Here is a 24,673-nt window from a genome sequence, read left to right on the forward strand (position 1 = left end):
GCGGCGGGGGTGGCGGAAGCTCACCGGGCGGCGGCGGGGGCGCCGGTGCCTCGATGCCCGGATCGCCGGGATCGCCCGGTTCTGCGAGGGCAGGAACCACCCCGGCACCCAGCAGTCCTGCGACACAGACACCGCTGACAAGGGCGCGCCGGAACCAACGAGTTAAGACAAGCATGCTCACTCCTGTAGACACGACACATCCAGTGTGTCATAGGGTTCGTCGCCACCAGGCAACACGATGTTTCACCCGCCCAAGAAAACACCTCTTGAGCAGGCCTTATCGCCGTTGATTAGAAAAGGTCACATTCATAACCCCGTGGGGGTACCTGACGTGACACAGCACGCTGGGTGGCTGATGGCGATGCCCAGGTCACCCGCCCAGCTAAGTGCTCCCGACAGTTTACCGGCTCAGAGCCCGGGCGATGAGCATCAGCTGCACCTCGCTCGTCCCCTCGCCGATCTCCAGGATCTTGCTGTCGCGGTACTGGCGGGCGACCGGAGTCTCGTTCATGAACCCCGCTCCCCCGAAGATCTGGGTGGCATCCCGGGCGTTGTCCATGGCCGCTTCACTGGCGATCAGCTTGGCGATCGAGGCCTCTGTCTTGAACGGCTTGCCCGCCAGCAGCAACGCGGCAGCGTGGTAGTAGGCCAGACGCGCGGTATGCGTGCGGGCCTGCATCCGGGCGATCTTGAACGAGACCGACTGATAGTCGATGATCGCGCTGCCGAAGGCCGGGCGGCTGCGCGCGTAGCGCAGGCTTTCGTCGACGCACCCCTGCGCGGCACCGGTCGCCAACGCCGCGATCGCGATTCGCCCCTCATCGAGAATGCGCAGAAATCCCGCATACCCACGGCCACGTTCACCCAACAGGTTGTCGTAGGGCACCCGCACGTCGTCGAAGCTCAGGGGATGCGTGTCCGAGGCATTCCAGCCCACCTTGTCGTATCCAGGTTCGACGGTGAATCCCGGTGTGCCCGCCGGTACGTGAATGACGGAGATCTCCGGCGATCCGTCCGCCGAACGTCCGGTCACGGCTGCTACGCCCACCACCGCAGTGATATCCGTCCCGGAGTTGGTGATGAATGCCTTGGAGCCGTTGATAATCCAGCTGCCGTTGTCCTCGACGGCCCGGGTACGAATCGATCCGGGGATATCGGTACCACCTCCGGGTTCGGTCAAACCGAAGGCCGCCAACGATTGTCCGGAGGACAGTTCGGGGAGCCAGCGCTGCTTCTGCTCTTCGCTGCCAAATCGGTAAATCGGCATGGCGCCCAACGACACGGCCGCCTCAAGGGTGATGGCCACGCTCTGGTCTACCCGGGCCAGTTCCTCCAGCGTCAGGCATAGTGCGAAGTAGTCACCGCCCATGCCGCCGTACTCCTCCGGGAACGGCAGACCGAACAGCCCCATGTCACCCATCTGCGCCACCACCGCATACGGGAAGGTCTTGGTGGCATCGTGGTGTGCTGCAACCGGTGCCACCACCGAATTAGCGAATTCCTCAACGGTTTTGCGCAGCGATTCGTACTCGTCCGGCAGCTCCGCGGTGCTGAATGTCATGCTCTTCCCTCCTCGGGGTCGACAGTCGGGTGGATGGTGGCCAGGAGTTGGTCGACAGCCACCTGGTCGCCGACGGCCACCGAAACGGCGACCGTTCCGGCTATCGGTGCGCGCAAGGTGTGTTCCATCTTCATGGCCTCGACTACGACAACCGGGGCATCGCGTTCGACGACGGTGCCCGTGCTCATCGACACCACCCGGACGACTCCGGGCATAGAGCTACGGATCTCGCCGTCCTCGTCCTCGCCGTCGTGGTGCCGCAGCCGTGGTTCGGGTGCGATATCGGCGTGCCAGGTCCCGTCCTGGGTGGCGATCCACGCCGCGGCACCGGTCCCTGCGGCATCCGCGCGGTACAGCTGGCCGGCGAACTGGACGCTCACCTGTCCTGTCGTGCAATGAGCTCTGGCCGGTGCCGGCTCGCCGTCTCCGATGCCGACTTCGGCCACCGGGTCGCCCCAGAGCCGAACCAGTTCGGCCGACTCCCCTATCCGCAGCCGATACGAGCGCGGTGCATGTTCACCGATACGCCACCCGGACTTGCTGTTCCACAATGTTCCGATGCCGGATTCGCCGTCCAACAAGGCCGACGCGGCCAACCACACCCAGGTCGGTACGGCGGGTGGGCGGTAATCGGACGCGATCTTGTCGAGCAGCGCCGTATCGATATCTCCCGAGAGCACAACAGGGTTCGTCACCAGCGCGCGCAAGAAGTCGATGTTGGTGCCCACCCCGAGTATCCGAGTCTCGGCCAGAGCCAGATCGGCTTCGGCTAGCGCGGTCTCTCGGTCGGCCGCATGCACGATGACCTTGGCCAGCATCGGGTCGAACCGCGAGCCCACCACCGATCCCGTCGTCAATGCTGTGTCCGTACGTGCGCTGCCCGAAAACCTTGCCAGTGCAACCGTTCCACCGGTCGGCAGGAACTCACGGGCCGGGTCTTCGGCATATACCCGCGCCTCGATGGCATGGCCGGTCAACGCGATCTGCTCTTGTGTCAACGGGAGCCGTTGTCCGTCAGCGACCAGGATCTGCCACTGCACCAGGTCGACACCGGTCACCATCTCGGTGACCGGATGTTCTACCTGAAGCCGGGTGTTCATCTCCATGAAGTAGTAGGACTCGGGACTATCGCTGTCCAGGATGAACTCGACTGTCCCGGCACCGAAATATCCGACACTGCGCGCGATCTGGCATGCGGTCTGCCCCATCGCGGCCCGCAGTTCCGGCGTCAGCAGCGGTGACGGCGCCTCTTCGATCACCTTCTGGTGCCGGCGTTGCAGACTGCATTCGCGCTCGCCCAGGTGCACCACATTGCCGTGGGCGTCACCGAAGATCTGAATCTCGATATGCCTGGGGCGGGCGAGGTAGCGCTCGACCAGCAAGGTGTCGTCGCCGAAGATCGCTGTGGCCTCGCGCCGGGACGCGACCAGCGCATCGGGCACCTGGCTCAGGTCCTGCACCACCCGCATGCCCTTGCCACCGCCACCCGCGGACGGCTTGATGATCAGCGGGGTCCCGATCTTCTCCGCCGTGGCGACCAGCTCTGCATCCGAGAGTGCGCCCACGCTGCCCGGCACGACTGGCTCGCCGGCCGCGGCGACCGTGTCCTTGGCCCTGATCTTGTCGCCCATCGCATCCATGGCTTCGGCGGGCGGTCCGATGAAGACGATGCCCGCCGACTGACATGCGCGGACGAAACCGGCGTTTTCCGAGACGAATCCGTACCCAGGGTGAATGGCGTCGGCGCCGGTCTGTTTGGCAGCGCTGATGATCGCATCGATGTCGAGATAGCCTGCGGCATCCGCGCCGAGGCACACCGCGGCATCGCAGGCAGCGAGGTGGTCGGTGTCCGCATCGGTATAGATCGCGATGGAGCGAATTCCCATGGCTCGCAGTGTCGATGCGATGCGGACCGCGATCTCGCCGCGGTTGGCGATGAGGACTGAACGAATCACTGACTGCACCTTCTGTTCTTCGCGCAAGCGGCCCCCACAGGCGGGAGGTAACCCCACATCACCGTCACATCCTGAAGACGCCGTAGGAAACCGGCTCAAGCGGTGCGTTGGCGCAAATTCCCAGCGCCAGTCCGAGCACCGTTCGGGTATCGACGGGGTCGATGACCCCGTCATCCCATAGGCGCGCCGTCGAGTAGTACGGATTGCCTTGCCGCTCATACTGTTCACGTATCGGCGCCTTGAACGCTTCCTGCTCGTCCTCGGTGAACTCCTTGCCCGATGCCGCGCCTTGATCAGCGCGCACCGTGGCAAGTACCGAGGCGGCCTGTTCGCCACCCATCACCGAGATACGGGCGTTCGGCCACATCCAGAGGAATCGCGGCGAGTACGCCCGCCCACACATCGAGTAGTTACCCGCCCCGTAGGAGCCCCCGATCACCACGGTCAGCTTGGGCACCCGCGCACACGCCACCGCGGTGACCATCTTTGCCCCGTGCTTGGCGATACCGGCAGCCTCGTAATCGCGGCCCACCATGAACCCGGAGATGTTCTGCAAGAACACCAGCGGGATACGTCGCTGATCGCAAAGCTCGATGAAATGAGCTGCCTTCATCGCACTTTCAGCGAACAAAACACCGTTGTTCGCGATGATCCCGACCGGGTGCCCGTGCAGCCGCGCGGTTCCCGTCACCACCGACTTTCCGTATTCCGCCTTGAACTCGGTGAAGGTGCCGCCGTCGACCAACCTGACGATCACTTCGTGCACGTCGTACGGAATGCGCGGATCGGTGGGCACCACGTCATACAGCGTGTTCGGGTCCCGTTCCGGGGCAACCGTTTCGACAACCGGCCACGGCGGCTCCACCCTGGGCGCCAGCGTTGACACGATGCGGCGCACGATCCGCAGAGCATCCTTGTCATCGGAAGCCAGGTGGTCGGTTACCCCCGAGGTACGCGAATGCAGGTCGCCGCCGCCGAGTTCCTCGGCCGTCACCACCTCGCCGGTGGCAGCCTTCACCAGCGGCGGACCGCCCAGGAAGATCGTGCCCTGCTTGCGCACGATGACGGCCTCATCACTCATCGCCGGCACATACGCGCCGCCCGCGGTGCAACTGCCCAGCACCGCGGCGATTTGCGGAATTCCCTGGGCGCTCATCGTGGCCTGGTTGTAGAAGATCCGGCCGAAGTGCTCGCGGTCCGGGAACACCTCGTCCTGTTTCGGCAAGAAGGCGCCACCGGAGTCGACCAAATAAATGCAGGGCAGCCGGTTCTGCAGCGCGACTTCCTGGGCGCGTAAATGCTTCTTCACCGTCATCGGGTAATAAGTGCCGCCCTTGACTGTCGCGTCATTAGCCGCAATAACGCATTCACGCCCAGAGACACGGCCAATACCGGCGATCATGCTCGCCCCGGGAGCGTCGTCGTCGTACATGCCGTTGGCCGCCAGCGCAGATAGCTCCAGGAACGGGCTGCCTGGATCGAGGAGCGCCTCGACACGGTCGCGCGGCAGGAGCTTGCCCCGGTCTACATGCCGCTGCCGGGACTGTTCGGTGCCGCCGAGCGCCGCACGTGCGAGCCGCTCCCTCAGCTCGGCGACGAGCCGGGAGTGCTCAGCCCTGTTCTGCTCACCCACCAGAGTCATACCCAGCTCCGAAGTCTTGAAATTTCAGTTAATGAAGATTAACTTGTTTTAAGATAATCTTCATTAACTGATTTGTCTAGACCGCACCGCTCAAGAAGGTTTGATGACCAACCTGATACCCGAGTCGGCAATTCCGAACAAGCGCGAACGCGCCAAGGCGGATCGGCGGGATCAGCTGCTGACCGCCGCGGCCCGGCTGCTCGCCATGCGCGGATACGCACGGGTGCGACTGGAAGATCTCGGCTCGGCCGTCGGGATCAGCGGCCCAGCGATCTACCGGCACTTCCCGAACAAGGAAGCGCTTCTGGTGGACCTGCTCACCGATATCAGCCGTCGGCTTCTGGAAGGCGGGACGGCTGTCGTGGAGGCGGCGGCAACGCCCCCCCAGGCGCTATCGGGTCTCATCGATTTCCACCTCGACTTCGCGCTCAGCGAGAGCGATCTCATCCGGGTACAGGATCGCGACCTCGACTCGCTACCGGAAAGTGCGCGTCGCCAGGTACGCCAGTATCAGCGCCGTTACGTCGAAGCCTGGGTACAGGTGCTCTGCCAGGTCGATCCCGCGCTCGACGAATCCGACGCTCGGATCAAGGCACACGCCGCTTTTGGTCTGATGAACTCCACGCCCTACAGCGCCGGTCGATCAGCGCCCGCGCAGACACGGGCGGTGTTGCGGCAGATGGTGGTCGCCGCGGTGGGTTCCTAGCTGCGTACCAGCCGGGCGATCGCCGCAGAGGCCTCTGCCAGCTTCTCTTCGGCATCGGCGCCGCCGTCGGCAACGGCGTTGGAGACGCAATGCCCGAGGTGCTCGTCGAGCAGTCCGAGGGCAACAGACCGCAATGCGCTCTGCGCGGCGCTGATCTGAGTCAGCACGTCGATGCAGTACTTGTCCTCGTCGATCATCTTGGCGATACCGCGTACCTGCCCCTCGATGCGCAGGAGTCGCTTGGCGTAGTCATCCTTTTTCAGCGAGTAACCGTGTCCGGTCGAAGTCTTGGTGCTCATGTCCATTATCCCTTGAGAAGGCCTTGCATCGTGTCGATCTCAGGCTGCTGATTATCGATGATCTGTTGCGCCAACTGCTTTGCCGAAGGGTACTGGCCCCCGGAGAGTTCCGCATTCGACATGGCGACGGCGCCCTGGTGGTGAGCGATCATCGACTGCAGCCACAGCTGGTCGAAGACCTCGCCATTGAGGGTCTTCATCCGGTCCAACACCGGCGTGTCCACCATGCCAGGCATATGCCCCGCGGGGTCATGTCCCTCGGGCATGAGGGGCTGCCCCCAGTTCTTGAGCCACTCGGTGAAGGTGTCGATCTCGGGCTGCTGCGCGGTCTCAATGTTATTCGCCAGCTCCAACACCGCCGGGTTGGCGGTGCGCCCCTCTGTCAACTTGGACATCTCGACGGCCTGCTGGTGATGCATGATCATCTGCTGAGCGAACGTCACATCGGCATCGTTGTGATCGGACGCCGGAGCGGTCGCAGGGTTGGTATCGAGCGTCGTCGTCATACCCGACATTCCGGAGTGTCCCGAATGCTCAGACTTCGTCTCATCTCCCTTTTTGTCCGAGCTACACGCTGACAGAATCAGCACCGCAGCAGCAGCGCCGGCAAGGATCGCAGTCCGAGTTCGGTTTCGCATGCCACTATGGTAGCCCAGATACCCCCGTAGGGTACAAGGTTCTGGCCGGGCATACCCCTTGCGGGTACAGCGCCCTACGCGACCGACTCCTCCAGCTGCGTCAATGCCTCCTCCAGGTGAGTGAGGATGCGCTGCAGATGCGGCACACTCGTGCGGCATCCGGTCAGCCCGAAATGCATCGATGACCCGCTGCTGGTGCAGGTGATGTTCAACGCCACGCCGTCGATCGGAATGGACACCGGGTAGCAGCCATCCATCTCGAACCCGTTCCAGAACATGTCGGTACGCGGACCCGGCACATTAGAAATGATCACGTTGAACGCAGGTGCGGCTCGATCGGCCAGCCCCGGTACCGCGCTGCTGATCACGGGGGCCCCGTTGAGCGCGCCGACCAACATCCGCTGCAGCGGCGTCATCTCCGAGAGCACGGACTTGGCAGCCTGCACCGAGTCCCGGATCGCACTGAACCGCTCCAACGGATCTGGCTTGTCGGTCGCCAGGTTGGCCAGCAGCGCGGTGATCGAGTTCCCTGCGTTCTGGTCCCCCTCTGCCCGGATCGACACCGGACACATGGCAATGAGCGGTTTGGCGGGAAGCGCGTTCTGTTCCTCCAGATATGTACGCAACGCACCCGAACACATGGCCAGCACCACGTCGTTGACGGTGCCGCCGAGCGCTTTGCCAGCCTCCTTGATCCTGGTCATCGACCAGGTTTGCGCCGCGAATCGCCGCGCGCCTCCTATCGAGACATTCAGCATCGTGTGCGGTGCCGACAGCGGCCGGACAAGCTGCGGGTCCGACAGCGCGTGGCGTCCGTACTTGAGCAGACCGGGCGGAATGGACACAACCTGTCGCACCGCGCCGGCCGCCCCCCGCACCAGATCCAGCGCCGAGGTGTTCGTGGTGCTCACGATGCTGCTCTTGGCGCGCCGCTTGGCCGGGGCCCACACGGCCTGACAATCGCGCGCATCGGGATCATCGGAGAGCGAGCGCATCATCATGCGCAGCGCGCCGACACCATCGATTACCGCGTGGTGCATCTTGGTGTAGACGGCCAAACGTCCATCCGAGAGTCCTTCCACCACATGCATTTCCCACAATGGACGGTGCCTGTCCAGCGGGGAGCTATGCCAGCGGGAGGTGACGGTCAACAGTTCACGCACCCGGGCCGGGCGGGGAAGTGCCGAGCGGCGCACGTGGTACTCCCAGTCGACCTCGTCATCGATGATCCAGGTGACGTTGCCCATCACGGCCAGCGGTTGCCCAGGTCGTTTGCGGAAGTCCGACGACACCTCGGTGGTGGACATCAGCTGTTCGTAGAACACCTCGGCATAGTCCGGGCCCACGTCAGCAGGCGGTTTGAACAGCTGAAGGCCGCCGACATGGAAGGGATGCTCACGCGTCTCGCCGATGAGGAACATCGAGTCGCTGACCGGCATAAATGGCATGGCGGCCATGCTGCCACTTTGCTCGGCTTCCGGAGGCGGAATCCGCGGCGATGAGCTGCTGGTGCGAAGAGCGAATCCCCTTTGACCGGCTAAGTAGCCGCCGGGGATACTTAGGCCCATGTCAGCCCACGACGCACCCGATATCAAGCCGCGTAGTCGCGACGTCACCGATGGTCTGGAGAAGACCGCCGCCCGTGGAATGCTGCGCGCGGTAGGCATGGGTGACGACGACTGGGTGAAGCCGCAGATCGGTGTCGGTTCGTCGTGGAACGAGATCACCCCGTGCAACATGTCCCTGCAGCGCCTGGCTCAGTCGGTCAAAGCGGGCGTGCATGCCGCTGGCGGATACCCCCTCGAATTCGGCACCATCTCGGTGTCCGACGGCATCTCGATGGGCCATGAAGGCATGCACTTCTCGCTGGTGTCCCGCGAGGTGATCGCCGACAGCGTCGAGACCGTGATGCAGGCGGAACGGCTCGACGGGTCCGTGCTGCTGGCCGGATGCGATAAATCGATCCCCGGAATGCTCATGGCCGCAGCACGTTTAGATCTGGCCTCGGTGTTCTTCTACAACGGGTCGATCATGCCCGGCAAGGCCAAGCTGACGGACGGCACCGAGAAGGAAGTCACCATTATCGACGCCTTCGAGGCCGTCGGCGCCTGCGCACGCGGGCTGATGTCGCGCGAGGATGTCGACATCATCGAGCGTGCCATCTGTCCGGGTGAGGGTGCGTGCGGCGGCATGTACACCGCCAACACCATGGCCAGTGCCGCCGAGGCACTCGGCATGTCATTGCCGGGCAGCGCCTCTCCTGTCGCGATCGATAAGCGGCGCGAAGAGTACGCACGCAAGTCCGGAGAGGCCGTGGTGGAGATGCTGCGCCGCGGAATCACCGCGCGCGACATCCTGACCAAAGAGGCCTTCGAGAACGCCATCGCCGTGGTGATGGCGTTCGGCGGGTCCACCAACGCGGTACTGCACCTGCTTGCCATCGCCAAGGAGGCCGAGGTGGACCTGACCCTTGCCGACTTCACCCGCATCGGCAACAAGGTGCCCCACCTGGCCGACGTGAAACCCTTTGGGCGCCATGTGATGAAGGACGTTGACGAAATCGGCGGGGTTCCGGTCGTGATGCGGGCTCTGTTGGATGCCGGGCTGCTGCACGGCGACTGCCTCACGGTCACCGGCCAGACCATGGCCGAGAACCTCGCGCATATCGCGCCACCGGATCCGGACGGCAAGGTGCTGCGCGCCATGAACAACCCCATCCATCCGACGGGTGGCATCACCATCCTGCACGGCTCACTGGCGCCGGAGGGTGCCGTGGTGAAGTCGGCCGGCTTCGAGTCGGACGTGTTCGAAGGCACCGCACGGGTTTTCGAGCGGGAGCGGGCCGCACTTGATGCCCTCGAGGATGGCACCATCACCCACGGCGATGTCGTCGTCATCCGCTACGAGGGCCCCAAGGGCGGCCCCGGTATGCGCGAGATGCTGGCCATCACCGGCGCCATCAAGGGCGCAGGCCTGGGCAAGGACGTGCTGCTGATGACCGACGGTCGCTTCTCCGGCGGCACCACCGGTCTGTGTGTTGGGCACATCGCGCCGGAGGCCGTCGATGGCGGGCCGATCGCGTTCGTCAAAGACGGAGACCGCATCCGGCTCGATGTCTCCAACGGCAAGCTGGACCTGCTTGTCGACGAGGCTGAAATCGAGAAGCGCCGTGAGGGATTCGAGCCGCTGCCACCGCGGTACAAGACTGGGGTGCTGGCCAAGTACACCAAGCTGGTGCAGTCGGCGGCCGTCGGAGCCGTCTGCGGCTAGACCTTCCGGCCTCTCTTGAGCGCCGGGTGGCTTCGCGCGACCATGCGCGTGAGCAATCCGCGCGGAAGCAGATGGTTGGCGGCCGCACCGATCCGGTTGGCCAGGCCGGGCACGATCACCGTCTTGCCCGCTGACAATCCGTCGACCGCGGTCCTGGCGACAGTCGCCGCGTCTACCCACATGACCTTGGGCATCGCGGCTTCGGCGTCCTCGTCCGAGATTCCCACCGCCGCGCCGAATCCCGTCTTCACCGGACCCGGACACAGCGTGGCGGCACTGACGCCGGTGCCGCGCAACTCCTCGTTGAGCGCGTGGGTGTACGACACCACGAATGCCTTCGCGGCCCCGTAGGCGGCCTGCCCAGGCAGCGGGCCGAAGGCGCCGACCGAGCCGAGGTTGAGCACCACACCCCTGCCGCGTGCCACCATCGGCGGCACAAAACGTGAACAGAGGTCCACCACCGCGCTGACGTCCACCGTCACGAGATTGAGCTCGGCGGCGGGGTCGGATTCGGCGACGGGCCCTGCCGTGCTCAGCCCGGCGTTGTTCACCAGCACATCAACGGCGAGTCCCAGCTCTGCCACGCGGTACGGCAATTGGGCGCGTTCGTGATCGTTGGACAGATCGACGGGTAGCACCCGCGCGGACGGTCCCAGCATCGCGGCCAGCTCATGCAGCCGGTCGGCACGCCGGGCCACCAACACCACGGGGTAGCCACGTCCGGAGAATTCGCGCGCCAGCTCTTCGCCGATCCCCGATGAGGCTCCAGTGATCAGGACGGCGGCGTCGACACGCGGTGAAGGGAGCACCCGCTGAGCCTATGACGCCGGCATCCCACGGCCGAGGTAAATCTTCCGGCTAGGGAAGGCGCGCGGCGTCGCGATAGCGCTGCGCGTTCCGTGCGATTTCCCCGGGCTCCGGAAGTGGCTCGTGACTGTCGAGATAGACACCCCCCGCGCGCAGGTTGTCCTCCACGATGAGCCAGATCCGCCGGACCAGACTTTCGATCAATCGCTCCTGCGAGGTCTCCCCCGGCTGGTCCAGCCAGTAACTCACCGAGGTCTCGGCCATGCCGACAATGCCCATCGCGAGTAGCTCGGCATCGGTATCTACCCCGAACGCATCGAGATAGACGGCAAACACCCGCGAAAGATGCAGTCCCGCAGACATTTTGATATCGGCAATGGCGTCCGGTGCGTCTGAATCCTCGGAGAGTGAGCAGCGCGCAAGATACCGATACAGATTGCGGTGCCCGACCAGAAAACGGACGTACGCACCGATACCCGCCTCGATGATCTGTGCCATCGAGCCGAGCGGCTGCCATACGGGTGCAAGCTCAGCGATGATCATGTCGCCGGCCCGCCGGGCCACGGCGCGCTGTAGGTCCGCGGCACCGTCGAAATGTCGATAGAGCTTTGTCCGGGTGACCCCTACATAGACCGCGATCTGCTCCGTGGACGTCTGCGGACCGTGCTCGGCAATGGCGGCCAGGGCGGCCTCGACAAACTCGGCCCGGCGCCGTTCGCGCTGGCCATCCCACCTGCCAGCGGGGAGTTCTTGGCTGTCGGGCTGCACGAAGCTCACTCTAGCAATGAGGTGGTACGTCACGTACCATGTGACCCACCGAACACATCACTATCCGAACTATCCGACTTCGACTAGAGCGCGAGCTGACTTCCATGACCGACGTACAGATCGAATCCCCCGTCGACCAGGCACTACAGGACTTGACTGAAGGCGAAAAGGCTTGGGCCGAAACCTCGTTGGCAGATCGTTTGCAACTGTTGGCGGATACTCGCCAGCGCGTGATCGACAACGCACAGCAATGGGTGCACGCCGCGGCATTCCAGATCAAGAAACTCGACCCGGAATCACCGCTGGTCGGCGAGGAATGGATCTCGGGCCCGTACGCCGTCGCGGGGGCCGTCGCCGCCCTGATCGCCAGTCTGGAGCAGCTCCAAGCCGGGCACAGCCCGCTTCGAGACGCCAAATTCGGTGTCACCCCCGGTGGACGCACGACCGTTTCGGTGTTGCCGCTCAACATCTTTGACAGCCTGCTGCTGTCCGGATTCAGTGCCGAACTGTGGCTGCAGCCCGGCGTCGATCAGGCCGAGGCCTTGCGCACCGCGGGCCTGGCACAGCGCGATCCCAGCCACACCCACGGTGTTGGCGCGGTGCTCGGTGCCGGCAACATCACCTCCATCGCGCCGCTGGACACCCTGTATGAACTGTTCGCCAACAACCGTGTGGTCGCACTGAAGCTCAATCCCATCACCGACCCGTTGTTGCCGGTGTTCACCCAGGTGCTGCAGCCCTTCATCGCAATCGGCGCGGTACGGATTCTGACCGGTGGCGCCGATGTCGGTACCTACCTGGTGCACCACCAACTGGTCGACCACGTCCACATGACCGGCAGCTCGGTCACCCACGACGCGATCGTGTTCGGCACCGGCGACGAGGGTGCACAGCGCAAGGCCGCCAACCAGCCGGTCCTGGACAAGGCCATCACCAGCGAGCTCGGCGGCGTTTCGCCGACCATCGTGGTGCCCGGCAAGTGGAGCTCATCCGACATCGAGTTCCAGACCCACCACATCGCCACCCAGCGGTTGCACAACAACGGCTACAACTGCATCGCGTCGCAGGTCGTGGTGCTCTCCAAGGCATGGCCGCAGCGCGAGGAGTTCCTCGCCGCGCTGCGCAAAGCCGTCGACGAGGCACCGCCCCGGCCCGCCTACTACCCCGGTTCGGACGACCGCGTGGCCGGCGCACAACAGTCCTACCCCGATGCCGAGCGCCTCGGCCAGAACGGCGCGCGAGTGCTCGTCGTCGACCCCGAAGATCGCACGGCACTGCTGCGTACCGAGTACTTCGGGCCGGTCCTCGGCGTCATCGAACTCGATGTCGCCAATGACCCGGATGGAGCCCTCTTCATTCAGGAGGCGGCCCGGGTCGCCAATGACGAGTTCGTCGGAACCCTCGGCGTGAACGTCCTCGCGCATCCCGACACCATCAAAGCGCTGGGATCGGATTTCGACACCCTGGTCGAGAACCTGCGATACGGCACCGTGGCTGTCAACGCCTGGACCGGCGTGGGCTACCTGACCCCCTCGGCCACCTGGGGCGCGTTCCCCGGCCACCTTCTGAACGACGTACAGAGCGGCATCGGCGTCGTGCATAACGGTTTCCTCGTCGAGAAGCCGGAACGCACCGTGGTGCGCGGCCCGTTCCGGCCGTTCCCGAGGTCTTTTGCCCATGGAGAGTGGGCGCTGTCCCCGAAGCCGCCGTGGTTCGTGAGCAATGCCACCGCAGCGGGCACCGGCGAATTGCTGGTCGACTTCGCCAGTAAGCCCAGCCTGCTGAAGGTGCCGAAGATCTTTATCTCCGCACTGCGCGGCTGAGAATTTACGACGGCCACCTGACGGTGGTCGTCGGGGTGAATATCCGTGTGGGACTGATGCGCGGGGACGTGGGCACGGGGAATCGCCACGGTACGGGCGGGCGAGGCGGCATGTAGGTGAAGATGTCGATGAAGTACGCGACTCCACCGACGAGGCTGGCCAGACCGCACACCAGCAAGATCAAATCCCACGGATCGAATGTCGCGCTGCCCGAATCCGCGGCCATGTACACGTACACCACCCGGACAAACATGATGATCAGCGAGGCTCCACCGATCACGCCGAGTATCGAGAAACACGTGTGCACGAGGGCCATGTGGTGGGAGCCGCCTGCGTAGGCGACGGCATTGCCCCAGCGACTGGCCATCAGTGCACCCAAGCCGAGTATGGCCGGGACACTCACCCCGACGACAATCTTCCCGGGCACATCGCGATAGTCGACGAGCGCCATTACCGACTCCTTCGGCCGCGACGACAGCGGGTTAGGTGTTAATACCACGAGGCTCGTGCTGGCGACTCAAAATCCAGGAAACGGGCGTACCCTCACGGAAGTGACTCTCTCCCAATCAGTGTGGACCGACACCGACGACTACCTGGAGCGCACCGTCGCCACCGACGCGGCCGAGCTGGACCACATCCGGCAGGCACAGCAGGAAGGCGGCCTGCCCGATATCGCGGTATCTGCCGCGCAGGGCAAGTTCCTGTACTTGTTGGCCACGATTGCCAAGGCCAGCCGAGTGCTGGAGATCGGCACCCTCGGCGGGTACAGCACCGCATGGCTCGCCAAGGCGGTAGGCCCTGACGGTGCGGTGGTGACGCTGGAGTTTGATCCCAAACACGCCTCCGTCGCGCAGGCCAGCCTGAAGCGCGCCGGGCTCGCCGAACGTGTGGAGGTCCTGGTAGGCCCGGCACTGGATTCGCTGCCCTCGGTCGAGGGGCCGTTCGATCTGGTGTTCATCGATGCCGACAAATCCAACAACCCGGGCTATCTCGATTGGGCGCTGCGGCTCACTCAACCCGGGGCAGTCATTGTGGTGGACAACGTGATTCGCTGGATTTCGGAAGAAGGCCCGAACGCCGAAGGCACCCGCCAGGCTTTGGAACGGCTGGGCTCTGATCCACGTCTGGATGCCACCGCGCTGCAGACGGTGGGCGTTAAGGGCTGGGACGGGCTGGCGATCGCCGTCGTGCGCTAGCGCACACCCTCACGGGCGTACACGGTGCGCAGGACGAACTCAACCTCCGGCCCCATGGCTAGCCCCGCCAGCTCCGCATAGAGGGTTACGAACTCGTGCCCGTGTGCCGGGCCGTCCTGTGGACACAGGTGGTGCGCCAGCTCGTGCAGAATCACCAGTTCCCGCATGGCCCAGGCACTCCCGTTGCGATCGTCCGGAACGGCGATGGCCGCCCGGTCTCCGTCGCGCTCGTAATGCGCAGCCGTCGCGCCGCGACGGGCACGCACCGTGACGGGCCCGGCGGTCCATCTGCTCGCCACGAGGGCCAGCACGTCATCGACATAACGCTGCACCGATTCCACCGACGCGAAGCGCGCCTCGGGTGGGAGCGTCAATCTGGTGCCGAAGAAATCGATATCGCGCTGACTGTGACTCGCCGCCCGCTCGAACATGGTGCGCACAAACTCCTCGGCCGCGTATACCTTGGCGCGCTGGGAATCACGTGGCCGTGGCTGATCGCTCAGTTCTGCTCCAATGCGCCGCGAGCACCAGCTAATTCGGAGCTACTGCCAAGCCTGGCCCGCCGCCCGGCACGATCGCCCGCGCGGCGGGCGTGCGAGGAGTAACCGGCCTGCGCGCTCACCGCGCGCCACCTCCCGCGTGCCGTCGAGGTGCCCTTATAGAAATCACGCAGCTCGATGTCCTTGTCCCGCAACACTAGTTCGGTTCCCGTGCCGCGCTTCTCGGTCTTCACTGCCTCGGCACGCGCCTCCTGCCGGGCATCGGAGAGCCGCTGCCCCACCCGTGTGCCGAACGCCAGCTGAAAGTTCAGGCGGGCCGTAATGGTCGGGGTGGGCCGGTGCGCACCGGAGCCGATGTAGGTGTCCGAGGCCCTGACCATCTGGACCACCAGGCTGGCGTAGAGCGCGTGGACGGCGTCGATGTCCTCGGCGAAACCGTAGGCATACACATACGTCGAGTTGGACGCGACATCGCACGTGACGTCGTTGGCGCCGGCGATCAACGCGAACAGGTTGACGTAGGTCCGCAGGCCGCGGGTGCCCGCCTCACCGATGGTGATGGTGCGCTGGATGGGCCGCGCCTGCGCATCTCGCTTGGCCGAGTGCGCCCGGGCGACCGCCAAGTCGATCGAGGTCGCGGTGGCCAGTCGCTGTGCCGCCGCCATGAAGGCCTCGGCCTCGTGCGCGTTGTCGGTGCCCTCGGCCTGACGGAGCAGAGCGGCGATCCGCGAGAGCTGCTTGTCCTCTGTCACGAAGGCCAGGTTAGGCGAGCCCGGCGACATACCGCGGTAGCAAGCATCACCCACACTTCTGACAACCATGATTGTCAATCTGTTCGGGTTGTGTTTCGATAGCCGGACACACGACATGGGGAGACAGTGGAGGCCGCGTGACCCTTCAGGAAGATGCCGTACTGCCCGCGGCATACGCGGAGAATCTCGCCAACCCGGCACCGGCGCACACGGGAGTGCGAAACGCCCTCCGCCGCTGGACGGGGTTCGATCTCACGCCATCCGACGAGGTGGTGCGCCAATACGGGGAAGGTCTGTGGATAACCGATCCGGTCGCCGAGCGCTTCGTGGCAGAGGTCTACTACGGGCAGATCGGCCCGGAGCGCGGCCGAGCGCTCCTTGACCGCGCCCTCAACGAGGGAATCGACGCCGTCGAGGATGCGCCCGAATCGATGCGGGCGTTGTTCGCCGAGTTCGACACGCTGCCTCCCTGGGCCGATCCGGAGCTCATCGAGGCCGGGGCCGCGGTGTGGCGGCGGTGGGGCTACGACATGGGCTCCATCGCCAATGCGGGCACCATGGACACCTACACCGAGGGCTGGCTGGCAACCCCTCTGTCACTGGCGGGCGGCTACGCGGGCCAGGGCGCGATGCATCGCCACCTCGAGACCAGCAGGTGGTGGCTAGAGTGCGCACGGCCCGGTGCCGCTCTGGACCGGTATTCGGTAGCCCGGCAGATCACCATGAAGATCCGCGTCATGCACGTCTCCGTGCGCCGCGGCGTGCGCCAGCATCCCGAATGGCGCCGCGAGCAGTGGGGCGAGCCGATCAGCCAATCGGAGATGTTGCTGACACTCATCGCCGGCAGCGTGGCGCCCGGGCTAGGACTGTGGGCCGTCGGTTATCTCACGACTCGATCGGAAATGGTTGCGGCCCTGCACTTTTGTCGATACTTGGGCTATCTGCTCGGGGTGCGGTGCGATGACATCTACCCCGAGACGGTCGCCGATGCGGTACGGATTCTGTATCACTTCGACGCCACCCGCGCCTATGACGGTGGGGACGCCTCACGCGAGCTCGTGGAGTCGTTCGTTCCGTCGTTCACGCCGAACCCCGGCTCATCACCGGTCAATCGCCTCCGGGGACTGTTCCACCTGCAACTGCAGGCGGGTTTCACGAGGCTGTTCATGCTGCCGTGGAACCGCAGGCTCTACCGGATCCCCACCGGCTGGCTCGGCACCGCGGCACTTGTCGCTCGTGCCCCGTTTATCGCCGCGATAGAACTCGCCCGCCACGCTGTCCCCGCCGTAGACCGCCGCTGGCAGGACGGCAAGATGCGGCGCTGGGAACACTGGATCGACTGGCAGTCCGGCGCGCACACCCATGACTTCCGCGATCTGTCACAGATGCGGCGCTAATCGCCACTACTCCGCCTTCGACACGCCGTCTTTCGACGCATTCGTCGAGTGGCTCGCGCAGAACGCGGCGTGTCGAGCAGAGGCCCGTCAGGAAAGCCTGGCGTCGATCCAGGACACCACCTCGTCGAGCACGAGTTCCTTGTCGAACTCGTTGAAGATCTCGTGGTAGAGGCCATTCCAGATCTTCAGCGTCGCATCGGGTGCCGCTTCGGAGAGCCACACGCTGCCTTCGGGCGCCGTCAAACGGTCGTCTTCGCCGTGCATCGTCAGCACCGGACGCTTCAGACCTGCGGCGCGCTGGCGCATCGTCTTACCCACGCCCAGCAGTGCCCGGCCGATCCCCGCGGGCACCCGGCCGTGATGGACCAACGGGTCCGCGTTGTACGCGGCGATGATCGCCGGGTCGTGAGAGATCGCGTTGACATCGAGCTTTTGGACCGGCAGCCCGGGCATCAGCCGTCCCACCACCGGAGCCACCAGTGTCAGCACATACGGCAATCCCACCTGCGCGGCGATCGCGGGCCCGGACAGCACCATCAGGTCATAGCGGTCCTGGTGGTCCACTCCGTAGGCGAAGACAATCCCACCGCCCATGCTGTGTCCCAGCACGATGCGCTTCAGGTCGGGGTGCTCGCGGGCCGCGATATCGACCAGGGTGCCGAAGTCGTCGGTGTATTCCGAGATATCCCTGACGTACACGCGCTTGCCACCGGAACGGCCATGGCCGCGGTGATCCAGGGCGTACACCAGGTACCCGGCGTCGTTGAACCGCCGCGCGACATGGTCGTACCGGCGCGCGTGCTCGCCGAAACCGTGCGAGAGCACAACGACGGCGCGAGGCGTTCCCGCCGGCGTCCAGGTGTCGTAGACAATCCGCACGTTATCGGCGCCGTCGAAGGCGCGCTGCACCCGAGATCCACTCACCCCGGAAACTCTACGGAACTGTCGAACCGGCCAACATCAACTAGAACACGTTCTAGTGTGGGCGCATGGGATTCCTCAAGCCCACATTGCCCGTCGTCGATGTCGCCGAATGGAGCAAGGGCACCCGCGCCGAGAAGATACGTCCGATGGCCCGGCACTGGGCCGAGGTGGGCTTCGGCACACCGGTCGCCTTGCACCTCTTCTACGTACTGAAAATCGGGCTGTACATCCTGGGCGGGTGGCTGTCCGCCGTGGCGACCACCAACGGTGTTGACGAATTGGCGGATTTCTCCGCGCCCATCGTCTTCCAGAAGGTGGTGCTCTACACCATGCTGTTCGAGGTCATCGGCCTCGGCTGCGGTTTCGGACCGCTTAACAACAGGTTCTTCCCCCCTCTGGGGTCAATCTTGTACTGGTTGCGCCCCAACACCATTCGCTTGCCCCCCTGGCCCCGCGTCCCACTCACCAAGGGCTCCGCACGTACCCCTGTCGACATCGCGCTCTACGCGGCACTCCTGGCAATTCTGTTGGTCGCGCTGTTCTCCCAGCCCACCGAGACGGGGCTGCTACCCACCTGGCTGGTCGCCACCATCCTGGGGCTGCTGGCCCTCACCGGCCTGCGTGACAAGGTGATCTTCCTGGCCGCCCGTGGCGAGGTGTACGGGGCCCTCACCGTCACGTTCCTCTTATCCGGGGCCGACATGATCGTCGCCGCCAAGCTCATCTTCGTCGTCATCTGGATGGGAGCAGCGACGTCAAAGCTCAACCACCACTTCCCCTTTGTCATCTCGACCATGATGTCCAACAACCCGCTCATCCGCGCCAAGCGGCTCAAGCGGGCGTTCTTCGAGAAGTTCCCCGATGACCTGCGCCCCGGACGGCTCTCCCGCTTTGTCGCGCACGTGAGCACCGCCATCGAGATGCTGGTGCCGATCGCGTTGTTCTTCAGCCATGGCGGCTGGGTCACCACCAGCGCGGCCATCGTCATGGTCTGTTTCCACCTGGGCATCCTGACCGCCATTCCGATGGGTGTACCGCTGGAATGGAATGTGTTCATGATCTTCGGTGTGCTGTCGCTGTTCGTCGCGCACGCGAACATCGGCCTCAAAGACATCCAGCACCCCGTACCCGTGCTGCTTCTGTTCGCCGTCAGCGCCGGTGTGGTTGTCGCAGGAAACCTGTTGCCCCGCAAGATTTCCTTCCTGCCGGGCATGCGGTACTACGCCGGAAACTGGGACACCACACTGTGGTGCGTCAAACCATCCGCCAGCGCCAAGATCGACAAGGGCATCGTCGCGATCGCCAGCATGCCGCAAGCGCAGATGGAACGTTTCTACGGCACCGAACAGGCGCCGCTGCTCATGTACATCGGCTATGCGTTCCGCGCCATGAACACCCACGGTCGGGCCATGTTCACGCTCGCGCACCGCGCCATGGCGGGACAGAACGAGGATGACTACGTCATCACCGACGGCGAACGGATCTGCAGCACCGCCATCGGCTGGAACTTCGGCGACGGGCACATGCACAACGAGCAGCTGATCGCCGCGATGCAAGAACGCTGCCGGTTCGAACCCGGCGAGGTGCGCATCGTGCTGCTCGACGCACAGCCCATCCATCGTCAAACCCAGCAATACCGTCTCGTGGACGCTGCCACTGGCGAGTTCGAAAGCGGCTATGTCCGAGTGGCCGATATGGTCAACCGCCAGCCCTGGGATGACGAGCTGCCCGTACACGTCAACACCCCGTAACGACCTGACAGGTGTCGGTGTACGGGACTATTCTCTCGCCCGTGACGGCACAAGCCATCGAGGATGAATTTCTTTCGCGCACCGAACAATATCGGCGCGAGATTCTGGCCCATTGTTACCGGATGACGGGGTCCATCCACGATGCCGAAGACCTGGTGCAGGAGACGTACCTGCGCGGATGGAAGGCGTACGACCGGTTCGAGGGAAAGTCATCGCTGCGCACCTGGCTGTACCGGATCGCCACCAACACCTGTCTGACGGCGCTCGAGGGCAAGCAGCGACGGCCGCTGCCGACCGGGCTGGGAGCACCCAGCGCCAACCCGCTCGACGAGTTGGACGAACGCGCCGAGATCCCGTGGCTGGAGCCGCTGCCCGACGACGCCACCGACCCGGCCAGCATCGTGGGATCACGGGAGTCGGTGCGCCTGGCTTTCGTCGCCGCCTTGCAACACCTGCCCGCCAAGCAGCGTGCGGTGCTGGTGCTGCGCGAGGTACTGCAGTGGAAGGCCCAAGAGGTCGCCGAGGCCATCGGCTCCACCACCGCCGCAGTGAACAGCCTGCTGCAGCGCGCCCGCGCGCAGCTGCACGAGGTGTCGCCACAAGAAGACAACCTGCTGGAGCCCGAGGACCCCATGCTGCGCGAGCAGCTCCGCCAGTACATCAACGCTTTCGAGCGCTACGACGTTGACGCCATCGCGAAAATGTTTACCACCGAGGCGATTTGGGAGATGCCTCCGTTCACCGGCTGGTATCAGGGCGGACAGAGCATCGCCACGCTCATCAAGGAGCAATGCCCCGCCGAGCATGCCGGCGATATGCGCCTCATCGAAACGTCCGCCAATGGTCAACCGGCGATCGGCCTCTACATGCGCGAGGGCGATGGGGTGCACCGCCCGTTCCAGATGCACGTCCTGGACGTCACGCAGGACGGCGTGGCCCATGTGGTGTGCTTCTTCGATATCTCACTGTTCGAGAGGTTCGGCCTGCCAAGCGAACTCACCGACTAGGGCGCCGCTTACCGCTGAGCCAGGCTCCCCGGGAACAGATACTGGTCCGAGGGCCTGGTCACGCTGTGGAACCAGGCGGTGAAGAACCCGGACAAGTCCTTACCCGCGACTTTCTGCACGTACGCCTCGAACTGCGGCCAGGTGGCATTGCCCCACTTGTGCGCGGCCGGCCATGACCGCAGAATCTCCAGGAATGCTTTGTCCCCAATAGTGCGTCGCAGCGCGTGCAGCGCCAGCGGGCCCTTGCCGTACACACCCAGCGGATTGAAGACCTCGTCGGCGCTGCATTCGGCGGCACCCGGGCACATGTCGTAGAGCAGGTTCCCCCAGACCTTGTCCTCATCCCAGATCTTCTCCACCGTCTTGCGGTAGTGCTCGTCGATGGACTTGCCTTCCTTTTCCTCCGACCACATCCACGGCAGATAGGAGGCGAAGCATTCGTTGAGGCAGATATCGCGCCACTGCTCGACCGACACCAGATCGCCGTACCACTCGTGGGTGTTTTCGTGCACGATCGTCGACAGGCGGCCGGACTCTTCGGTATCGCGACTGAAGGTGTAGTAGGGACGCGTCTGAGTTTCCAAGGCGCTAAAGGCGATGTCCTCGCGGATCGGATCGGCGAAGATGCCTCCGGCCGCCACGTGCGGGTACTTCCCGAGCTTGGATTCCAGGAACGTGAGTATCTCCGGCAGGCGCGCCTCGGAATCCCCCGAACCAGCGTCGGGCGCAAACGCGCTCACCACGGGGGTACCGCTGGGCAGCGTGGACCGGAACACCGAGAAGTGATCCACGGCAAACGGAACGAGATACATGGCAACGGGATTCGGCTCGTTCCAGGTGGTGGTGGTCCAGCCACCCGACTCGGTGGCCTTGCCTTCTCGGCCGCCTGCCACGGCGGTCCACGACGACGGAACTGTCGCGGTGAGCTTGAAGGGCGCCTTGTTCACCGGGGTGTTGTTCGACGGGTACCAGTTCTCCGCTCCGTCGGGCTCGCCGCCCTTGGCGTACCCGCCGCTGGTGCTGCGGACCCAGCCGGGCAGCGCGCCGAGATCGCGCTCCTGCGCCTCTTGCTGCTCGTTGAACGCGTAGGTGATCGTGGTGGTGAAGGCGCTACCGGCGCGGATGCCCTTTTCCGGGGTGACGGTCATTTCGTGCTCGCCGCTGAATTCGGTGGCGGCCGGCCGGCCGTCCACGGATGCCGTCACAGTGCCCAGATCCGAGTAGTCCAGATTGAAGCTGGACAGGTTCTGGGTGGCGGCAGCCCGGATCACCATCGTGCCGTTCACATCGGTGCTCTCGGGGTCGAACCGCAGCGTCAGGTCGTACTGGGTGACGCGATAGCCGCCGTTGCCATCCTGCGGAAAGTAACTGTCAATACCGTTGGGTGATCCGGGCGTGAAGGTGTCGGTGGCATATGCGGGTGCCGCGGCGACGCCGCCACCGACCACGAGCACCGCGACAGCGGTAGGGATCCCGAGAATCCTGTGTGTCATGTGAGCCTTACGTAGAGCGGGCCCCTGTGACCCTAACGAGCGACTCTACGTAAGGCGGCACCGATCGTGCGTAGCTACTGGAGGTGAGCCGGATCCATCCAACTGATCTCCCACACGTGTCCGTCCAGGTCACGGAACGAACGGCCGTACATGAAGCCAAGCTCCTGCGCCGGCATCCAATCCACCCCGCCCGCGGCCAGCGCCGCGTCGGTCAGCTCGTCCACCCCGTCCCGGCTGTCGGCCGAAACGCAGAGCAGCACTTCGCGATTCTTCGAGGTATCGGCGATGTCGTCGGCGATGAAGCCACGGAAGCGGTCCTCCTCCAGCATCACCACCCAGCTCTGCTCGTTGATCGCCATACAGAGGGTGTTCTCGTCACAGAACTGGTCGTTGAAGGAGAAGCCCAGGTGATCGAAGAACTTGCGGCTTGCCGCGGCATTAGCGATGGGAATATTGACGAACAACATGCGGGACATCGGGGCTCCTACCGGCAGGACGGTGGCGTTTCCACCGTTCACCGATACCGACTGTTCCCGCGTTCGAAATTCATCGATGCTCCCAGGCGTACGGCGGCACCTCACGAAGGACGTCGATCAGATAGCGGGCGTGCGGCTCTACCCACTCAGGTCGCAACGCTTCCCATCTCCACGTAAACAGGTTGGAATTGTCGAATCTCATAGGGAGCTGGAACCGCCGGTCGGTGAGCATGCGGTGCATCGTGCTGGATTCAATACATCATAGGCAAAGCGGGTGTCGTTGGCGCGGAGGTGAAAACGCCGATTGAAGTCATCTACTGCTGTGGAGGCGGGTTCAGACGGTCGAAGACTCCCCGGACATCCGGCGCCTTGCGAGCCTCCGGGTCATCGAGCTCGAAGTACTCGGCCTCGGTGAAACCGAACCATCCCGCGACAAAGTTGGACGGCACCGTTTGCACCTTGGTATTCAGTGCGCGCACATTGCCGTTATAGAAACGCCGTCCCGCGGCAATACGGTCTTCGGTGTTGGCCAGCTCAGTCTGCAGCCCGACGAAGTTCTGAACCGACTGTAGTTGTGGGTAGCTCTCGGCGATAGCGAAGAACCGGCCCAAAGCCCCGGAAAGCTGCTGCTCAGCCTGCGCCTGGGCCGCGACGCCCCGATGTGTGGCGGAGACCTCGCGAGCGAGGTTGCGCGCCGCAGTCACCTGCTGCAACGTGCTCCGCTCAAACTGTGCTGCGGCACTGGCCGTTTCGACGAGATTGGGAATGAGATCATGTCGCCGTTGCAGCTCGACGTCAATCTGCTTCCACGCCTCCTGCACCAGATTGCGGATCCTGACGAAGCCGTTGTACGTCGTCAGGATCCATAGTCCGACTATCAGGAAGATGAACGCCGCGAGGACGATCACGATCAGAATTGGGGCCATTTCCTTCTCCTAGTGTTGGTGCCAGGCATACGCGGGGACCGGCTCGAGAGTGTCGATCAGATACTGAACAGCACTGGGGATGCGCCGCACATCAAGTTCGCCGTACTGCCAGGTCATCAGCTTGGAGTGCTCAAACCTCAGCGGCCACGCGGACCGCGGGTCAGCAAGCATCCGCTGCATGGTCAGCGGATTGAGCACGTCGTAAGCGAATCGTTCCGGCTCGCATTCGATATGGAAGCGCTGATTGAACTCGTCAGATTCCAGCTGAAGGTCATTGGCACCTAGCTCATCCAAAAGTGTCTTACCAGAGGTGATCTCGAGCCGAGAGTCACATGTGGGCGTCTCGATGTACGTCACCATGTACTCGTACGTTGTCGTCATGTCGAACGTGCCCGTGTCCCGGCTGATTTCGTAGGCGTATCCGAACGACACGAAATCGCAAGCGCCGGCCTTACCGCGGTACACGCCCCTGACCCTGCGGCAATCTCCCAGGCCGAAGGGGGGTCCGGAGGAGAGTTCCGCCAGAAGCGGATCGGATGTGTTGCTGTAGGTCCAGCCTTGAGCCGCCGCGAACTGCGCAAGTTCCTCAGCAAGTTTCCTACTGGTAATACCTCGCCGATACCGGTAACCCGACAATCCCACGACAGCCGCCACCACGGCAATACCCGCCACTGCGAGCACAGTGGCTATGATGCTGTTATTGAACATATAACCCCCGACTTGCCGCCCGACGCATCTAGCCGCCGGTTTAGCAAAACAATACCAGTCGGCGGCCAGCTGGT

At 64.3% G+C, this 24,673-nt stretch carries 23 protein-coding genes; 7 read left to right on the top strand and 16 right to left on the bottom strand.

The genetic code is table 11. The annotated features are described in order from the left end of the window. Positions 1–400: 400 nt before the first annotated feature. The 3 genes from B4400_RS06545 to B4400_RS06555 all read right to left on the bottom strand — a co-directional run bounded on the left by B4400_RS06545 (position 401) and on the right by B4400_RS06555 (position 5,158). Positions 401–1,561, bottom strand: coding sequence for an acyl-CoA dehydrogenase family protein (locus B4400_RS06545; RefSeq protein WP_078307027.1), 1,161 nt, complete (start codon positions 1,559–1,561; stop codon positions 401–403). Next, on the bottom strand, positions 1,558–3,516 hold the full coding sequence (locus tag B4400_RS06550; protein WP_502688384.1) for an acetyl/propionyl/methylcrotonyl-CoA carboxylase subunit alpha: 1,959 nt from the start codon (positions 3,514–3,516) through the stop codon (positions 1,558–1,560). Before B4400_RS06550 ends, B4400_RS06545 begins: the two co-directional genes overlap by 4 nt. A gap of 64 nt (positions 3,517–3,580) precedes the next feature. Further along, positions 3,581–5,158 carry a carboxyl transferase domain-containing protein gene (locus B4400_RS06555; RefSeq protein ID WP_078307023.1) on the bottom strand — a complete coding sequence of 526 codons (1,578 nt, stop codon included), beginning with the start codon at positions 5,156–5,158 and terminating at the stop codon, positions 3,581–3,583. Positions 5,159–5,261: 103 nt separating this feature from the next. Here B4400_RS06555 and B4400_RS06560 point away from each other — a divergent pair, with 103 nt between their 5' ends. After that, entirely contained in the window at positions 5,262–5,864 is a 603-nt protein-coding gene (locus B4400_RS06560) for an SACE_7040 family transcriptional regulator (RefSeq protein ID WP_078307021.1), read from the top strand. On the opposite strand, the gene ricR is transcribed toward B4400_RS06560, so the two are convergent. The 3 genes from ricR to B4400_RS06575 form a co-directional block, all read right to left on the bottom strand. Beyond that, on the bottom strand, positions 5,861–6,163 hold the full coding sequence (ricR, locus tag B4400_RS06565; protein ID WP_078298256.1) for a copper-sensing transcriptional repressor RicR: 303 nt from the start codon (positions 6,161–6,163) through the stop codon (positions 5,861–5,863). The two genes, B4400_RS06560 and ricR, sit on opposite strands and share 4 nt — an antisense overlap. Positions 6,164–6,168: 5 nt before the next feature. Then, entirely contained in the window at positions 6,169–6,801 is a 633-nt protein-coding gene (locus tag B4400_RS06570) for a DUF305 domain-containing protein (RefSeq protein ID WP_078307019.1), read from the bottom strand. A 74-nt stretch (positions 6,802–6,875) separates the two neighbouring features. After that, positions 6,876–8,258: a WS/DGAT/MGAT family O-acyltransferase gene (locus B4400_RS06575; protein WP_078307017.1), complete on the bottom strand. Its 1,383-nt coding sequence runs from the start codon at positions 8,256–8,258 to the stop codon at positions 6,876–6,878. A 109-nt stretch (positions 8,259–8,367) separates the two neighbouring features. Here B4400_RS06575 and ilvD point away from each other — a divergent pair, with 109 nt between their 5' ends. Continuing rightward, a complete protein-coding gene (ilvD, locus tag B4400_RS06580) occupies positions 8,368–10,071 on the top strand; it encodes a dihydroxy-acid dehydratase (protein ID WP_078307015.1) in 1,704 nt (567 codons plus the stop codon). Here ilvD and B4400_RS06585 read toward each other — a convergent pair. Together B4400_RS06585 and B4400_RS06590 are read right to left on the bottom strand one after the other, a co-directional pair. Continuing rightward, the gene (locus B4400_RS06585) at positions 10,068–10,880 is read right to left on the bottom strand and encodes an SDR family NAD(P)-dependent oxidoreductase (RefSeq protein WP_078307013.1); all 813 of its coding nucleotides are present in this window, start codon (positions 10,878–10,880) and stop codon (positions 10,068–10,070) included. The two genes, ilvD and B4400_RS06585, sit on opposite strands and share 4 nt — an antisense overlap. 49 nt (positions 10,881–10,929) lie before the next feature. Continuing rightward, on the bottom strand, positions 10,930–11,655 hold the full coding sequence (locus B4400_RS06590) for a TetR/AcrR family transcriptional regulator (RefSeq protein WP_139361288.1): 726 nt from the start codon (positions 11,653–11,655) through the stop codon (positions 10,930–10,932). A gap of 95 nt (positions 11,656–11,750) precedes the next feature. Here B4400_RS06590 and B4400_RS06595 point away from each other — a divergent pair, with 95 nt between their 5' ends. Continuing rightward, positions 11,751–13,469, top strand: coding sequence for an aldehyde dehydrogenase family protein (locus B4400_RS06595; RefSeq protein WP_078307009.1), 1,719 nt, complete (start codon positions 11,751–11,753; stop codon positions 13,467–13,469). 4 nt (positions 13,470–13,473) lie between these two features. Here B4400_RS06595 and B4400_RS06600 read toward each other — a convergent pair whose 3' ends face one another. Further along, the gene (locus B4400_RS06600) at positions 13,474–13,920 is read right to left on the bottom strand and encodes a hypothetical protein (RefSeq protein WP_078307007.1); all 447 of its coding nucleotides are present in this window, start codon (positions 13,918–13,920) and stop codon (positions 13,474–13,476) included. Positions 13,921–14,020: 100 nt separating this feature from the next. Here B4400_RS06600 and B4400_RS06605 point away from each other — a divergent pair, with 100 nt between their 5' ends. Beyond that, positions 14,021–14,665 carry an O-methyltransferase gene (locus B4400_RS06605; protein ID WP_078307005.1) on the top strand — a complete coding sequence of 215 codons (645 nt, stop codon included), beginning with the start codon at positions 14,021–14,023 and terminating at the stop codon, positions 14,663–14,665. On the opposite strand, the gene B4400_RS06610 is transcribed toward B4400_RS06605, so the two are convergent. Together B4400_RS06610 and B4400_RS06615 are read right to left on the bottom strand one after the other, a co-directional pair. Continuing rightward, positions 14,662–15,168, bottom strand: coding sequence for a TIGR04338 family metallohydrolase (locus tag B4400_RS06610; protein WP_078307002.1), 507 nt, complete (start codon positions 15,166–15,168; stop codon positions 14,662–14,664). The two genes, B4400_RS06605 and B4400_RS06610, sit on opposite strands and share 4 nt — an antisense overlap. Then, on the bottom strand, positions 15,165–15,917 hold the full coding sequence (locus B4400_RS06615) for a DUF2786 domain-containing protein (protein ID WP_078307041.1): 753 nt from the start codon (positions 15,915–15,917) through the stop codon (positions 15,165–15,167). The genes B4400_RS06610 and B4400_RS06615 overlap by 4 nt, the downstream gene beginning before the upstream one ends. A 137-nt stretch (positions 15,918–16,054) precedes the next feature. On the opposite strand from B4400_RS06615, the gene B4400_RS06620 reads away from it, so the two are divergent. Beyond that, positions 16,055–17,314, top strand: a complete 1,260-nt coding sequence (locus tag B4400_RS06620) for an oxygenase MpaB family protein (RefSeq protein WP_286150992.1) — start codon at positions 16,055–16,057, stop codon at positions 17,312–17,314. Positions 17,315–17,401: 87 nt separating this feature from the next. Here B4400_RS06620 and B4400_RS06625 read toward each other — a convergent pair whose 3' ends face one another. Next, a complete protein-coding gene (locus B4400_RS06625) occupies positions 17,402–18,223 on the bottom strand; it encodes an alpha/beta hydrolase (protein ID WP_078306998.1) in 822 nt (273 codons plus the stop codon). Positions 18,224–18,303: 80 nt separating this feature from the next. On the opposite strand from B4400_RS06625, the gene B4400_RS06630 reads away from it, so the two are divergent. Together B4400_RS06630 and B4400_RS06635 are read left to right on the top strand one after the other, a co-directional pair. Further along, entirely contained in the window at positions 18,304–19,989 is a 1,686-nt protein-coding gene (locus B4400_RS06630) for a DUF3556 domain-containing protein (protein WP_078306996.1), read from the top strand. A gap of 41 nt (positions 19,990–20,030) precedes the next feature. Beyond that, complete coding sequence (locus tag B4400_RS06635) at positions 20,031–20,996, top strand: sigma-70 family RNA polymerase sigma factor (RefSeq protein WP_078306994.1); 966 nt, start codon at positions 20,031–20,033, stop codon at positions 20,994–20,996. An 8-nt stretch (positions 20,997–21,004) separates the two neighbouring features. Here B4400_RS06635 and B4400_RS06640 read toward each other — a convergent pair whose 3' ends face one another. The 4 genes from B4400_RS06640 to B4400_RS06655 form a co-directional block, all read right to left on the bottom strand. Beyond that, entirely contained in the window at positions 21,005–22,489 is a 1,485-nt protein-coding gene (locus B4400_RS06640; RefSeq protein ID WP_078306992.1) for a M1 family metallopeptidase, read from the bottom strand. Positions 22,490–22,563: 74 nt separating this feature from the next. After that, entirely contained in the window at positions 22,564–22,965 is a 402-nt protein-coding gene (locus tag B4400_RS06645; RefSeq protein WP_078307037.1) for a VOC family protein, read from the bottom strand. 314 nt (positions 22,966–23,279) lie between these two features. Further along, positions 23,280–23,891, bottom strand: coding sequence for a LemA family protein (locus B4400_RS06650; RefSeq protein ID WP_078306990.1), 612 nt, complete (start codon positions 23,889–23,891; stop codon positions 23,280–23,282). Positions 23,892–23,900: 9 nt separating this feature from the next. Further along, entirely contained in the window at positions 23,901–24,572 is a 672-nt protein-coding gene (locus B4400_RS06655; RefSeq protein WP_139361289.1) for a hypothetical protein, read from the bottom strand. Between the last annotated feature and the right edge of the window lie 101 nt (positions 24,573–24,673).

The organism is Mycobacterium sp. D16Q13 (assembly GCF_002013375.1).
Taxonomy (GTDB): Bacteria; Actinomycetota; Actinomycetes; order Mycobacteriales; family Mycobacteriaceae; genus Mycobacterium.